This is a genomic window from Pseudomonas sp. PvP025 (assembly GCF_017832155.1).
Classification (GTDB): Bacteria; Pseudomonadota; Gammaproteobacteria; order Pseudomonadales; family Pseudomonadaceae; genus Aquipseudomonas.
Window position 1 is genome coordinate 1,495,155 of sequence record NZ_JAFIBJ010000001.1, and the last position, 13,221, is coordinate 1,508,375.

At 59.5% G+C, this 13,221-nt stretch carries 12 protein-coding genes; 3 read left to right on the forward strand and 9 right to left on the reverse strand.

Translation table 11 applies throughout. From position 1 onward, the window contains the following. Window positions 1-134: 134 nt before the first annotated feature. Window positions 135-1,214, reverse strand: a complete 1,080-nt coding sequence (locus tag JOE32_RS06040; RefSeq protein ID WP_209982302.1) for a tartrate dehydrogenase — start codon at window positions 1,212-1,214, stop codon at window positions 135-137. 108 nt (window positions 1,215-1,322) lie between these two features. On the opposite strand from JOE32_RS06040, the gene JOE32_RS06045 reads away from it, so the two are divergent. After that, complete coding sequence (locus JOE32_RS06045) at window positions 1,323-2,234, forward strand: LysR substrate-binding domain-containing protein (protein WP_209982304.1); 912 nt, start codon at window positions 1,323-1,325, stop codon at window positions 2,232-2,234. A 41-nt stretch (window positions 2,235-2,275) separates the two neighbouring features. On the opposite strand, the gene JOE32_RS06050 is transcribed toward JOE32_RS06045, so the two are convergent. From JOE32_RS06050 to JOE32_RS06065, 4 genes are all read right to left on the reverse strand, one after another. Beyond that, window positions 2,276-3,160, reverse strand: coding sequence for an alpha/beta hydrolase (locus JOE32_RS06050; protein WP_209982306.1), 885 nt, complete (start codon window positions 3,158-3,160; stop codon window positions 2,276-2,278). A gap of 28 nt (window positions 3,161-3,188) precedes the next feature. Then, window positions 3,189-4,133 (reverse strand): DMT family transporter, encoded by a 945-nt coding sequence (locus JOE32_RS06055; protein ID WP_209982308.1) that lies wholly within the window; start codon window positions 4,131-4,133, stop codon window positions 3,189-3,191. A gap of 79 nt (window positions 4,134-4,212) precedes the next feature. After that, on the reverse strand, window positions 4,213-4,941 hold the full coding sequence (locus JOE32_RS06060) for an AraC family transcriptional regulator (RefSeq protein WP_209982310.1): 729 nt from the start codon (window positions 4,939-4,941) through the stop codon (window positions 4,213-4,215). A gap of 78 nt (window positions 4,942-5,019) precedes the next feature. Further along, window positions 5,020-5,922 (reverse strand): LysR substrate-binding domain-containing protein, encoded by a 903-nt coding sequence (locus JOE32_RS06065; protein WP_209982311.1) that lies wholly within the window; start codon window positions 5,920-5,922, stop codon window positions 5,020-5,022. Between the two features lie 92 nt (window positions 5,923-6,014). Between JOE32_RS06065 and JOE32_RS06070 the strand changes: the two genes are divergently transcribed. Next, entirely contained in the window at window positions 6,015-7,004 is a 990-nt protein-coding gene (locus tag JOE32_RS06070; RefSeq protein ID WP_209982322.1) for an EamA family transporter, read from the forward strand. Here the strand turns inward: JOE32_RS06070 and JOE32_RS06075 are convergent. The 4 genes from JOE32_RS06075 to JOE32_RS06090 all read right to left on the reverse strand — a co-directional run bounded on the left by JOE32_RS06075 (window position 6,976) and on the right by JOE32_RS06090 (window position 12,178). Continuing rightward, window positions 6,976-8,403 carry an aldehyde dehydrogenase family protein gene (locus tag JOE32_RS06075; protein ID WP_209982325.1) on the reverse strand — a complete coding sequence of 476 codons (1,428 nt, stop codon included), beginning with the start codon at window positions 8,401-8,403 and terminating at the stop codon, window positions 6,976-6,978. The genes JOE32_RS06070 and JOE32_RS06075 overlap by 29 nt on opposite strands. A 72-nt stretch (window positions 8,404-8,475) precedes the next feature. Continuing rightward, a complete protein-coding gene (locus tag JOE32_RS06080) occupies window positions 8,476-9,843 on the reverse strand; it encodes a glutamine synthetase family protein (RefSeq protein ID WP_209982326.1) in 1,368 nt (455 codons plus the stop codon). 68 nt (window positions 9,844-9,911) lie between these two features. Continuing rightward, on the reverse strand, window positions 9,912-11,306 hold the full coding sequence (locus tag JOE32_RS06085; RefSeq protein WP_209982329.1) for an aspartate aminotransferase family protein: 1,395 nt from the start codon (window positions 11,304-11,306) through the stop codon (window positions 9,912-9,914). An 86-nt stretch (window positions 11,307-11,392) separates the two neighbouring features. Continuing rightward, a complete protein-coding gene (locus JOE32_RS06090; RefSeq protein ID WP_209982331.1) occupies window positions 11,393-12,178 on the reverse strand; it encodes an SDR family NAD(P)-dependent oxidoreductase in 786 nt (261 codons plus the stop codon). Window positions 12,179-12,273: 95 nt separating this feature from the next. Between JOE32_RS06090 and JOE32_RS06095 the strand changes: the two genes are divergently transcribed. After that, a complete protein-coding gene (locus tag JOE32_RS06095; RefSeq protein ID WP_209982333.1) occupies window positions 12,274-13,179 on the forward strand; it encodes a LysR family transcriptional regulator in 906 nt (301 codons plus the stop codon). Window positions 13,180-13,221 lie beyond the last annotated feature (42 nt).

Sequence of the window (13,221 nt, forward strand, 5' to 3'; positions counted from 1 at the left end):
TTCCAGGCAGGCTCGTTGATGTTCTACTGCGAGGGTCAAGAACATCACACCATGACATGCTTGTTGATGTTCAAACGGATCACGTTGTCCATCGAAAAGCCCAGCAGCAAGTGGGCACTGGGCTTTTCGGGTTTTCAGACCGCAGCAGCGATGGCCTTGCCCAGCGATTCGGTGTTGCCGGTGCCACCGATGTCGGCGGTCAGGGGCGCGTGCTCCGGGCCCATCGCAAGCACGGTTTCGATCGCTGTCAGCACGGCGGCGCCGGCTTCGGGATGGCCCAGGTGCTCGAGCATCATCGCACCGCACCAGATCTGCCCGATCGGGTTGGCGATACCCTTTCCGGCGATGTCGGGCGCCGAACCGTGCACCGGTTCGAACAGGCTCGGGAAGTTGCGTTCCGGGTTGATGTTGGCCGAAGGCGCGATGCCGATGGTGCCGGTGCAGGCCGGACCCAGGTCGGAAAGGATGTCGCCGAACAGGTTGCTGGCCACCACCACGTCGAACCAGTCCGGGTGCAGGACAAAGTTCGCCGTAAGAATATCGATGTGGTACTTGTCGACGTTGACGTCCGGATATTTCTTGCCCATTTCCACGACGCGCTCATCCCAGTAGGGCATGGTGATCGCGATGCCATTGGATTTGGTGGCCGAGGTCAGGTGCTTCTTCGGACGGCTTTGCGCCAGGTCGTAGGCGAACTTGAGGATACGGTCGACGCCGACGCGGGTCATCACGGTTTCCTGCAGCACGATTTCGCGATCGGTCCCGGGGAACATTTTGCCGCCGACGCTGGAGTACTCGCCTTCGGTATTCTCGCGCACCACCCAGAAATCGATGTCGCCGGGCTTGCGGTTCGCCAGTGGCGCCTTCACGCCGGGCATCAGACGGCAGGGGCGCAGATTGACGTACTGGTCGAATTCACGCCGGAACTGCAGCAGCGAATCCCATAGGGAAATATGGTCAGGCACCACGTCGGGCCAGCCCACGGCACCGAAGTAGATCGCATCGTAGCCCTTGAGGGTGTCGAACCAGTCGTCCGGCATCATCTTGCCGTGCGCCAGGTAGTAATCGGCGCTGGCGAAGTCGAACCAGTCCCATTGCAGCTCGAGGTTGAAGCGGGCAGCCACCGCGTCAAGCACACGCACGCCTTCGGGCATCACTTCCTTGCCAATGCCGTCGCCGGGGATCACTGCAATTTTGTACCGGGTTTTGCTCATGGATTCGACTCCTGGGTTGATTGGGGCATGGATCTCAGTGTATGCAGTGTCCTGGGATTAATAATTAGCCTTGCTGGAAAGCCATTCTTAGTTTTCAGGAAAGAATCCATGAGCATGATCGATGACCTGAGTTTCTTTCAGCAGGTGGCTACGCGCGCCAGCCTGACGGAAGTGGCACGCCATCTGGGGCTGTCGCTGCCTGCCGTGAGCAAACGGCTCAGCCACCTGGAGGCCAGGCTTGGCGTGCAGTTGCTGCAGCGCACCACGCGTCGATTGTCGCTGACCCCCGAAGGCGTGCTGTACCTGGAGGGAGGTCGGCCGATTCTGCGCCAGCTCGAGGAACTGGAGAGCGCGCTCAGCAGCCGCCAGCCCACCTTGCACGGCCGGTTGCGGATCAATGGCACGCTGGGTTTCGGCCGGCAGCACCTCGCCCCCGTGGTCTCGAGCTTCGCCGGGCTGCACCCGGAGCTCGAGATTTCTCTCGAGCTGACCAGCCAGCCACTGAGCATCCTGGACGATCAATTCGATATCGGCGTGTGCATGGGCGAGCCGCCGGACTCACGGTTGATCGGCATTCGTCTGCTGGAGAATCCACGCATTCTCTGCGCGTCTGCGGGATACCTTGAAGCGATGCCCGAGCTGACGCGCGTGGCGGATCTGGCGCGGCATAACTGCATTGTTTTGCGCCAGTTCGGCAGCGACTATGCGATCTGGCGCTTCAGCAAGGATGGTCAGGATTACTCGCACAAGGTCAGCGGGACGCTGTCGAGCAATGATGGCGAGGTCGCGTTGAGTTTGGCGCTGGACGGCCATGGATTGATTCTGCGGTCGCGCTGGAATGTTCAGCAATATCTTGAAAGTGGTCGCCTGCAGGCGGTACTGACCGATCACCAGGCGCCGAAGGCTGATATTTTTGCGGTGTATCAGCATCGGCAGCATATCCCCCAGCGCATCTCGGTCTTCGCCCGCTACCTTGCGCAGGCGCTGGCGGAGCGTTTGCCGTTCGCCGCCCTTAAGTGAACAATGACGGGTGCGGCGTGTTGACCGATCAAGCCACACAGCTAAACGGGTGCAGCGAAAAAACCCAGCACTGCTTCGAGCAGCACGTCAGGCACTTCTTCGGCGATGTAATGGCCGCAAGGTAGCGCCTTGCCGCGAACATTCAGGGCGACCTTGCGCCACTCTTCCAGCGGGTCGAAACAGCGCCCCACTGTGCCCTCCTCGCCCCAGAGTACCAGCAGCGGCAGCGTCAGATGATTGCCCGCCAGGATATCGGCGCGGTCGTGCTCCAGATCGATACCGGCCGAAGCGCGGTAATCCTCACAAATGCCCCGCGCACTGCCCGGACGTTGCAGGCAGCGCAGGTACTCGGCAAACGCCTCGTCGGTGAAAGGCTTGAGGCCGGCGCTACGGGAGCCCATCACACTGCGCAGATAGAGCTCGGGGTCGGCTTCGATAAGCCCCTCCGGCAATGGCGCAGGCCGAATGAGGAAGAACCAGTGCCAGTAGGCGCGGGCGAAGGCTTCGTTCGTTTGCGCGTACATCGACAGGGTTGGCGCAATGTCCAGCAGCACCATCTGCTGCACCGCGTGCGGATGGTCGAGGACCAGGCGATGGGCCACGCGCGCACCGCGGTCATGGGCCAGCACCCTGAACTGGGCAAAGCCCAACGACTTCATCAACTCGACAGCATCGAGCGCCATTTCACGCTTGGAATAACCTGCATGCTCGGCGTCGGCTGGCGGCCTGTCGCTGTCGCCATAGCCGCGCAGATCAGCGGCGACTACGGTAAAAACGCCCGCCAGCTGCGCAGCCACCTTGTGCCAGATCACGTGGGTCTGCGGATGGCCGTGCAACAGCAGCAGCGCGGGGCCACTGCCGCCAATGCGGTAACTGATGTTCACGCCGTTTACCTGGCGTTGTGCTTTCTGGAATCCGCCAAACATGATTCGACTCCGTAAAGGTGAAGGCTAACTACATAGCCGCAGAATAACCCGGATTACGATGACAGTTCAGGCACCAGACGACACCGGTAACAAGCAGTGCAATCGCCGCTGTTTCATAGGAGTCAGGCAACCGCTGCTCCCATAGAAACCCAAAAACCAGCGCCGCCAATGTCTCAATCACGAGCACTTGTCCGCTGAGTGCCAGCGGCAGAAGTCGGCTCGCCTGGTTCCAGCATGCGCCACCCACCACTGAAGACAAGATGGCTACGCCTCCTGCCACCAGCAAAAAATGCAGCCATTGAGCGCTGCCATGGGTTGCGGCCTGCAAGCCCAGAACAGGTGCCGCCAAAAGCAGCGACTGAGCCCCCGTCATCACCCCTGTCAGCAGTGCCCAGTCATGCGCGGAGACGCTGGCGACCTGAACCAGCCGCCGAGCGTTGCTTACCGCATACCAACTCCACGTCACCAGAGCACCCACCGCGCATGAAATCCCGGCGATGGTTGCCAGCGTATCCGGCCTGTCGCCATTGATCAGTGCATGCCAACTGATGAGCATGACGCCACCCACCGCGCAGCACAGCGAAGGGACGAGCTTGTGCAGGGAAACGGCGTCGGCGTCATGACGACCTGCCAGGGTGACGATGACCGGGATGAGTCCGACAATCAGCGACGTTGTGGCGATGCCCACCAGCTGCACGCCGGTGCCCACCAGCGTGTAGTAGATGAGGTTCCCTATCAGGCTGAGCCAGAACAGTGATTTCCAGTCAGCCATGCTCAGATGGGCGCATACGCGCCGCCAGCGCGGCATCAGCAAAACCGCCGAGACCGCGCCATAACAAAGAAATCTCAGCACTGCGAATTCAAGGCCGCTTAGCCCCGGGGTCAGCTGGGGGCCAAGGAAAATCACGCCCCAGCACAACCCTGCGCACACGCCGTAAACAATGCCCTTGAACAGTGACCGATCAGCAAACATTTCACCCGTACTCCATAGCCTGATGGATGAAGTCTGATGCAGCTGATTCGGCAAATATTGTCGGTAACTGTGCAGTCTTTTACCCAGGCTGTTTCTGCGCTTTGCGATAAGCAGCCGGCGTTATGGCGCTGATACGCTGCATGGTCCGGGTCAGTGATGCCTGATCGGAAAAACCTGCCCGCAAGGCAATCTCGGCTATGGGTAACGAGGTTGCGCGCAGCCAGCGTTGAGCTTCCTGCAGGCGTAATTCAGTCAACCACGCTTGAGGGGTCATCTCGAACAATTGGCGAAACCGCTGGTGCAGTTTGCTCAGGCTCATATTGGCGACTCGAGCCATGCTTTCGTTGCTCCAGTTCGCGCTAGGGTTGGCCTGAAGACGGACGATCAATTGCTTCATGGGGTCTGCAACGCGGGGAGTATCAGCGCCCAGGGACGAAAGAAGCAAAGGGCCCAGCTGTGAGGCCGCGAGGGACAGTTGCGCGTTTCCTATCAGCTCGGCGAACTCCATCAGCCGACGAGTCGCGGCGGGAATAGGCACATAGATGCTCCGAGCCAGACGCTCGATCTGCAGCGTTTCCAGGGTCGTCGGCGCGCAGTCCAGAACCAGAAAGCGGTTATCGGCGTGCGTATGCTGCGAGTGCACCGCGCCGGGCGTCACAAGTGCCGCCAGTGACTGATCGATATAGCCACCGCGCCCCCCTACGTCGATTTCCATTCGACCACGAATCGGCAGTACCAATTGAGCATGCTCGTGATGGTGGTGAGGGGCTTCCCGCTCGTAGCTGCGAACTTCAAGATTCAGAAACATTTGACGCTATCGCCCTTATCGAAAGTTCTTTCATGCGCCAACGGTCGGCGTTTACCTGACCCATTTATTGCTTCGCAACTAGGTGCTCAACTGTTCCTGGAGCCACGCCAGTAGCGCTTGTACTTCAATCCGTTCATCCCCGCCATTTTCTTTATAAACAGAAATGGCATGGGGCAGAGGCACATATTCTGCACAAGGTCGCACCAAAGCGCCCTCCTCAATAAGCTTTCCGGCAGTTCGACGCCATCCCAATGCGATGCCATGTCCCGCGACTGCCGCCTGAAGCATCAGCGGGTAGCTATCGAACACCGTACCAGGCACATGATTCGCGATCGTCTTTCCAAACACCTGCAACCACTCTTCCCAGACCATAAAGTCCGGGGACGTAGAGCGATAGTGTAAAAGATGGTGCAGACAAAGCGCTTCAGGGCCAATCAACGTGCCTGTGGCAAGGTAGCGCGGACTGCACACGGGGAAGACTTCGTCAGCAGCCGTAAACGCCAGAGCATGCAAGCCGCTGGCGCGCCCGGTGCTTTGCAAGGCAACATCGAAGCGGTCGTTGAATTCGGCAATAGGCCGTGTTGAGGTCACTACTTGAACCTCGATTCCCGCCTGTTGATCCTGGAACGTGGAGAGGCGTGGCATCAGCCAGTAAAAGGCTTCACATAACTGGCAGAGTAAAACGACACGATTTTTGCGCTGTGATTCTCGAAGCGTAACAGCATGGTCGCTGATATTTCCCAGTGCCGCGCTCACCACGCTTCCCAACTGCCGCCCCTCCTCCGTCAAAAAGACCGCCCGATTACGCCGGACAAATAGCTTCACGCCGAGATCTTCTTCAAGACCGCGGATTTGCCGGCTGACGGCGGCTTGGGTGATGTGCAACTCATCAGCGGCCCTCGAGAAGCTTTCCAGCCGGGCAGCCGCTTCAAAAGGCAGCAAACTGGTCAGCGCAGGCAATGTCTTCCTGAGGTTATTCATAATCAGTCGTTATGCATTCAGACCCGAGAACTCGTTTTTAACACACTGCGACAAAACGCAATATGGGCTGAACATCTGCCGGACCTCAGCTAATGATCACCGCCCGCTCAACTATCATCACCGGCACGCTGCTCGCCGTTTTTGCGACGCTGGCCTGGGCTCTTAACTTCGTAGCGCCTTACGTCACTGGCGCCTACAGCATTTACGACCTTACGATCATCAGATTTCTGATCGCGGGTGCCTTGGGGTCGCTGGGGGTGATCCTGTGCCGTACTCAGCGGCGGTCTTTGCAACGTTCCCAGCAGTTGCTCGCCGCAGCGCTGGGCGCAATGGGATATCTAGGGTACAGCAGCTGTATTGCAGCGGGCGTGATCTTCGGTGGCCCCGTACTGACGGCGGCGTGTGTCGGATTCGTGCCTGTTCTACTCGCCCTGCTCGGCAATGCAAAAGAGAAAACGGTGCAGTGGCACCGCCTTGCGTTACCCCTGACGTTCATGATGGTTGGGCTCTTCCTTGCAAATATCGGCAGCATGAATCTGGCGCAGGCAGGCAGGGCGTCCTGGCTGACGGGATTATTTTTTTCTGTTCTGGCAGTGACCCTGTGGCTAGCCTTCAGTCTGCTGAATCAAAGCGCCATGGGAAAAATCCCCCATGCTGCAACGGGCATCTGGACAAGTCTGATGATGACGGGTGCTGGTATAGGCACCGTGTTCCTGATACCCGTTGTAGACATGCTAGGCCTCTTTAAACTCCCGAGTATGGGTTTCAGTATCACCTCGGCGGGACATCTTTATGCCTGGGCTCTGGTCATTGCGGTTATGTCTTCGGTGATCGGTGCCTGGGCTTGGAACGCGGCGACAAAACGGCTGCCGATGGTGCTTTCCGGTCAGTTGATTTCGCTGGAATCTTTGTTCGCCGCTGTCCTCGGCTTGTTCTTTATTGGGAGGTTCCCAACACCCATGGAGGCGACAGGGCTTATTGCCGTGGTCATAGGGGCAGCAATAGCGGTTCACAGCATTCTCGGCGCGAATGAAACCATTACCTCTTCAGTGGTCACTCGCTCCAACCGACCACGCCCTTGATTTCCAGGAAGTCGTGAATGCCCCACCCCGCGTACTCGCGGCCATTGCCGGATTGTTTGTAGCCACCAAACGGCGCGAACGTGTCCCAGCTTGGGTAGTTCAGGTACACCGAGCCGGCACGCATCTGTTTGGCCACGGCGCGGGCACGCTCGATATTACCGGACTGTATGTAGGCCGCCAGGCCGTAAACGGTATCGTTGGCCATTTCGATGGCCTGCGCTTCGCTGTCATAGGCAATGATCGACAGCACGGGGCCGAAGATTTCTTCGCGGGCAATGGTCATCTGCGCCGTCACGTCGCCGAACACGGTGGGTCGCACGTAGTAGCCCTTGTCCAGGCCTTCGGGACGGCCCAGGCCACCGCTCACCAGGGTGGCGCCCTCCTCGATGCCGATGGCGATCAGGCTCTGAATCTTGGCGAACTGTGCGTCGCTGATCACCGGACCGAGATTCGTGCCGGCATCCAGCGGGCTGCCGGTCACCAACTGCTCGGCGGTTGCCTTGGCAATTTCCAGAACACGGGCAAGCTGCGCTCGCGGTACCAGCATGCGTGTAGGCGCATTGCAGGATTGCCCGGAGTTGGCAAAGCAGCGCTGCACCCCCTTGGCCACCGCCACGTCAAAGTCCGCGTCTTCCAGCAGGATATTGGCCGATTTACCGCCCAACTCCTGAGCCACGCGTTTAACCGTATCGGCCGCCGCCTTGGCGACCAGAATGCCGGCGCGGGTGGAACCGGTGAACGAGACCATATCGACTTTCGGGTGGCTGGTCAGGTAATGGCCCACGTCCGCACCGGTGCCGTTAAGCAGGTTGAAGACCCCGGCGGGCACACCCGCTTCATGCATGATCTCGGCGAAGATGATACCGGTCAGCGGCGCGATTTCGCTGGGTTTGAGCACCACGGTGCAACCGGCGGCAATGGCGGGCGCGACCTTGCAGACGATCTGATTCAGCGGCCAGTTCCACGGCGTGATCAGGGCGCACACGCCGATGGCTTCACGCATCACCTGAGTGATGCCATGCACTTCGCTGAACGGGAAGGTCTCCAGGGCACTGATGGTCGATTCCAGGTGCGCGCGGCCACTCCAGACTTGCGAGTCACGGGCGAAATGCAGCGGCGCGCCCATCTCCTGGCTGACGGCCTTGGCCAGGTCTTCGTAGCGCAGGTTGTAGACCCGCAGAATTTCCTTGAGCAGTGCCAGACGTTCGCTGACGGGGGTTACAGAGAACGCGGGAAAGGCCCTGGCAGCAGCGTTTACCGCACTGTCCACGTCCGCCGCGTTGCCCACCGCGATACTGATGAAAGCTTGCTCGGTGGAGGGGTCGATCACCTCCAGCGTGTTGCCCGACTGGGTATCGACCCACTGGCCATCGATGTAGAACTTGAGCGCATTGTTCATGGTTTATCTCTGGATAACTCGGAAACAGGTGCCCTCAGCGCTCCGTTTCAAGACACGCTGACGGGCCAATTCTCATGCGTGAGTAAGGTACCAGCGCCAGTCCTGCTCGCCGACCTCGGCATTGAAGGTACGGAACTCACGCCACTTGATCGCCAGGAACACCTTGAGGAATTCGGCACCCAGCGCCTCGCGTGCCCAGGTTGAACCCTGCAATGCCTGCAACGCAGTCAGCCAGTCGGTGGGTAAAAAGTCGGTCGCCTGCTCATAGCCGTTGCCCACAATCGCCGCGCCAGGATCGCTCTGATGCGTGATGCCGTGGTGAATGCCCGCCAGTAACGCGGCAGCGGCGAGATAGGGGTTGGCATCGGCACCGCAAATGCGGTGTTCGATGTGCCGACTGATCGCGGGGCCGCCGGGCACGCGAAATGACACCGTACGATTGTTGACGCCCCAGCTTTTGGCCAGCGGCGCGTAACTGCCGGTCTGGAATCGGCGATAGGAGTTGGCATGAGGGCAAAATATCGCCAGCGCGTCGAACAAGGTTGCCATCATCCCGCCAATGGAGTGACGCAACAGCGGTGTGCCCTGTGGGTCTTCGCTCGCATACAGGTTGTTGCCCTGCTCGTCGGCCAGGCTGACGTGCAGGTGCAGACCGCTGCCGGCCTGATCGCTGAACGGCTTGGCCATGAAACACGCTTGCAGCCCGTGTTTGTTGGCCACACCCTTGACCAGGCGTTTGTAACGTACGCCTTCATCAATGGCCTGGAGTGCGTCGAAACGATGCTCCAGCGTCAACTCGAGCTGGCCCGGCGCATACTCGGAGATCGCCGTGCGCACCGGTAAACCCTGCAGCGCACAGGCTGCGTAGAGGTCATCAAGAAACGGTTGAACCTGCTCGAGTTCGTATACGCCATACACCTGCGGCGCCACCGGACGTACGCCATTGGTTTGCTGCGCCGGCTGCGGTCGCCCGTTGACGTCGCGCTGTTGGTCCAGCAGGTAGAACTCCAACTCCACGGCCATGACCGGATGGAAGCCATCGGCTTTGAGCCGCTCGATGGTGTTCACCAGTACGTGGCGCGGGTCCGCCGGTGCGGCGGGAATACCTTGGGTCGGGTGCATGCTGACCTGCACTTGACCGGTGGGATGAGTGCGCCAGGGTTGCACGGTCAGGCTTCCCGGCAAGGGGTAGCTCCAGCAATCAGCGTCAGCGACATCCCAGACCAGGCCAGTGTCGTCCACGTCCTCACCCTGCACGGTCAGGGCAAGAATGGAACTTGGCAGCGGCCGCCCAGTGTCGTAGATCGCCAGCAGCTCATTACGATGCAACAGTTTGCCCCGTGGCACGCCATTCGCGTCGATAAGGAACAACTCGATGCTCAGCACTTCAGGGTGTGCGGCGAGATAATCCTCGGCCTCTTTTCTATCAGCAAATTGCATGTCAAACCTCTTGGCGCTCATTCAAGCGCCCTGGCAGTATTTGAAAAAAACGGGGCGTCACCGTCCACTTAAGCGGAGGCGACCCGGGCTCCCGGCAGGGCAAGCAGCGTGGTCAGCGCGTTATCCAACTCGCCGAGCAGCCTGTCGATATCCGCCTCACTGGTTTGCGGGCAGCAGAGGGTCATGTTGTGAAAAGGCGTGATCAGGATGCCGCGATTGATCAAGTAGAGGTGCAGCGCCATTTGAAGGCTGTCATGAAAAGCCGCCTCGGCTTGCGCACCGGTCCTGGGCGAGGTGGCACAGAATTGAAACTCACAACGGGCGCCCAGCTCGGTGACAGACCAGTTCAGTTGATGGCGCTTGAACAACGCGCGAAATCCCTGCGCCAATCTTGAGGCGACAGACAGCATGTGCTGGTAGGCAGACTCCGTCATGACCTCTTCAAGGCTGGCGCGCATGCAACGCATCGCCAGCGAGTTGGCGGACAGCGTTGTTCCCATACCGCTGTGTCCATGACCGCCGCCCTCTGCGCTCGCCTGCACCTCGCGCATGGCCAGGGCAACTTCCTCGGTCATGCCAAACACCGCGCAAGGCACGCCCCCGGCGATGGGTTTACCCACCACGAAAAAGTCGGGTTCCAGCGCCCATTGGCGTGTGCATCCACCCAGGCCGGTGGAAATCGTGTGGGTCTCATCAATGACCAGCAGGCTGCCATATTGGCGGGTCAACTCGCGGCACTTTTGCATGAACCCAGGATCAGGCAGAACCATGCCGATGTTCGTCATCGCCGGCTCGCACATCAGCGCGCACACATCGCCCTGGGCTAACGCAGCCTCCAGTGCGGCGACATCGTTGAACGGGATGGATCGGCTGTATTGGCTCAAGTCATAGGCCTGGCCCACAAGCCCTGGACGGGGCACTGTCTTGCCGTCGCGGTAGCGCACCATCACGTCATCCACCGTGCCGTGGTAGCAGCCGTCGAACACCAGCAAGACGTTGCGTTTGGTAATCGCGCGCGCCCAGCGCAGCACATAACGGTTGGCGTCAGTCGCATTGGCCGTCACCTGCCAGTAAGGCAAATCGAATCGCTGAGCCAGCAACTCGCCGCAAACCACCGCGTCCTCGCCGGGCAGCATGGTGGTCAAGCCATTGTTCGCCTGCTCGGCGATGGCACGGGCAACAGGATCAGGTGAATGGCCGAACATCGTGCCGGTGTCGCCCAGGCAAAAGTCGATGTATTCATGATCGTCAACGTCGGTGAAGCGTGCGCCTTTGGCGCGCTGCACGAAGAGCGGCGAAGGCATCGACCAGTCGCTCATCCAGTGCATGGGCACACCGTTGAACAGATTCGCCCTGGCACGCTTGGCCAGCGCCATCGACGTTGGGTTGCTTTCTATGAAACGCTCACGCTCGGAGGCGGTAAAAACAGCAATCGCTGATTCATTGATTCCACTTTTCGACATGATTAAACACCCTGCGTTGATGACAAAAATCGGTTAAACGTCGTTGCCGCTCGGACAGGAACACTCAACTGTCCTCTTTCCTGACCTCAGGCTCGCGGAGCCTTGTTCTCGATCAGGCAGTTGCCGCCATCCACTACAATGACTTCACCGGTGATGTAACTGGATTCAGGCGACGCCAGAAATGCAACCGCCGCAGCTACTTCGCGAGGACTGCCTGCCCGGCCCATCGGGGTGAAGCGCCCCGCCTCGGCTTCAACGGGTGAGGTTGACCCCGTCGTGATCCAGCCAGGCGCAACGCTGTTGACGGTGATCCCTTGCCTGGCGACTTCAAGTGCAAGCCCCATGCTCATGCCCACCATCGCGGCCTTGGCGGCGCTATAAGCCGCCTCGCCCGGATTGCTGCAGCGGGTGCCTGTGATGGAGCTGATATTCACAATGCGCCCGTAATTTCGCGCCCTCATACCGGCCAGAACGGCTCGCGTCAGAAGAAAGGCCGTGGTCAGGTTTCTGCCCAGTGAAAGATTCCATTCCTGCAGTTCCATCGTTGCCAATTCCGAGAACACCTCGGGGCTTCCTTGCATGGCCATGCCGGCATTGTTCACCAGAATATCGACCCGTCCCCAGACGGACTCCGCCCACAGGCTCAATTCGCGCACCTGACGTTCGTCAGTGAGGTCGGCTGGCCGGCCTTCAACTTCAAACCCTTCAAGGCGCAGCTCTTTAACCCGATCCGCAATGCGCTTGCTGCTGGCAGTGATGATCAACTTCGCCCCGGATGCACCCAGCCTGCGAGCAATGGCCATGCCGATCCCGGATTCACTCCCGGCACCACTGACGAGTGCAACATGCCCTCTCAATTGCGTATCCAACATGGCGTGCCCCAGGTCTTTAATTTGAAAGAGAGTAGAAACTAGGCGAATAAATCTGATACATAAAGACAATCATCATCAGAAAATCTGACAACCCCATGGCGTTTACCAGTGAGTCACTTAAAATTTTCCTCTCGGTCATCGACAGCGGATCCTTTTCGGCGGCGGCGCGAAAATTAGGCCGGGTCCCCTCGGCCATCAACATGGCGGTGTCGCAGCTTGAAGCCGAGCTGGATTTGTTGCTTTTTGACCGATCAACCCGCAAAGCCATTCCTACGGCCGCCGCCAAAGCACTTGAGCCCCAGGCTCGACAGGTCGCGAGCCAGATAAACCTGCTGGATGCGCATGCCCTCCAGCTGCATCAGGGGTTGGAGGAGCGCCTGGTCTTTGCGATGGCGCCGGAGTTGCAAACAGGCGTATGGAATCGTCCGCTCTCCATTATCGCCAGGGAGTTTCCCACGCTTGAAATCGAGATTCGCTCCGCGTCCCATCCGGAGGCCATGCGCATGCTCCATGAAGGGCGTGTGCAATTGGCACTTGGATTTGAACGACCAGGGCTTGACGAGCGGGAAACATTTCTTGAAGCGGGGAGCCAGTTGTTAGTAGCGGTTGCTGCTCCAGATCACCCTGCGGCCGCTGGCAAGAAAAGCCCCTTGAGCGAGGAGCAACTGGTCAACGTTCGGCAGATTATCGTCGCCACAGGAGGGCCTGCAGACTCTGACCCACGTGTCGTGCTGTCGCGGCGAATTTGGCACAGCGACAATTACCTGGCCACGCTGGACCTGGTGCAGCAAGGATTGGGTTGGGCCTATCTTCCAAAATCGCTGGTACACCCTCTCATCACGTCAGGCGCATTGACGGAGGTGGTGTTTGACTACATGCCGAGTCAGATGCGGCTATGGGTCGATATCATCTGGGTAAAAAACCGGCCCCTGGGACTGGGCGCGCTTCGTTACCTGAGCCTGATTCGCGAAATTACCCAGGGGGAGCCTCGTCGTATTTGATGAGTAAAAGTGCACATTGAGGCTTGCAACGACGCCCACTCG

Excerpts from the sequence above, each read along its gene's own strand:
- JOE32_RS06060 (WP_209982310.1), bottom strand. The coding sequence starts at position 4,941 with ATGTTTCTGAATCTTGAAGTTCGCAGCTACGAGCGGGAAGCCCCTCAC.
- JOE32_RS06085 (WP_209982329.1), bottom strand. The coding sequence starts at position 11,306 with ATGTCGAAAAGTGGAATCAATGAATCAGCGATTGCTGTTTTTACCGCC.
- JOE32_RS06095 (WP_209982333.1), top strand. The coding sequence starts at position 12,274 with ATGGCGTTTACCAGTGAGTCACTTAAAATTTTCCTCTCGGTCATCGAC.
- JOE32_RS06045 (WP_209982304.1), top strand. The coding sequence starts at position 1,323 with ATGAGCATGATCGATGACCTGAGTTTCTTTCAGCAGGTGGCTACGCGC.
- JOE32_RS06040 (WP_209982302.1), bottom strand. The coding sequence starts at position 1,214 with ATGAGCAAAACCCGGTACAAAATTGCAGTGATCCCCGGCGACGGCATT.
- JOE32_RS06090 (WP_209982331.1), bottom strand. The coding sequence starts at position 12,178 with ATGTTGGATACGCAATTGAGAGGGCATGTTGCACTCGTCAGTGGTGCC.
- JOE32_RS06075 (WP_209982325.1), bottom strand. The coding sequence starts at position 8,403 with ATGAACAATGCGCTCAAGTTCTACATCGATGGCCAGTGGGTCGATACC.
- JOE32_RS06065 (WP_209982311.1), bottom strand. The coding sequence starts at position 5,922 with ATGAATAACCTCAGGAAGACATTGCCTGCGCTGACCAGTTTGCTGCCT.
- JOE32_RS06050 (WP_209982306.1), bottom strand. The coding sequence starts at position 3,160 with ATGTTTGGCGGATTCCAGAAAGCACAACGCCAGGTAAACGGCGTGAAC.
- JOE32_RS06055 (WP_209982308.1), bottom strand. The coding sequence starts at position 4,133 with ATGTTTGCTGATCGGTCACTGTTCAAGGGCATTGTTTACGGCGTGTGC.
- JOE32_RS06080 (WP_209982326.1), bottom strand. The coding sequence starts at position 9,843 with ATGCAATTTGCTGATAGAAAAGAGGCCGAGGATTATCTCGCCGCACAC.
- JOE32_RS06070 (WP_209982322.1), top strand. The coding sequence starts at position 6,015 with ATGATCACCGCCCGCTCAACTATCATCACCGGCACGCTGCTCGCCGTT.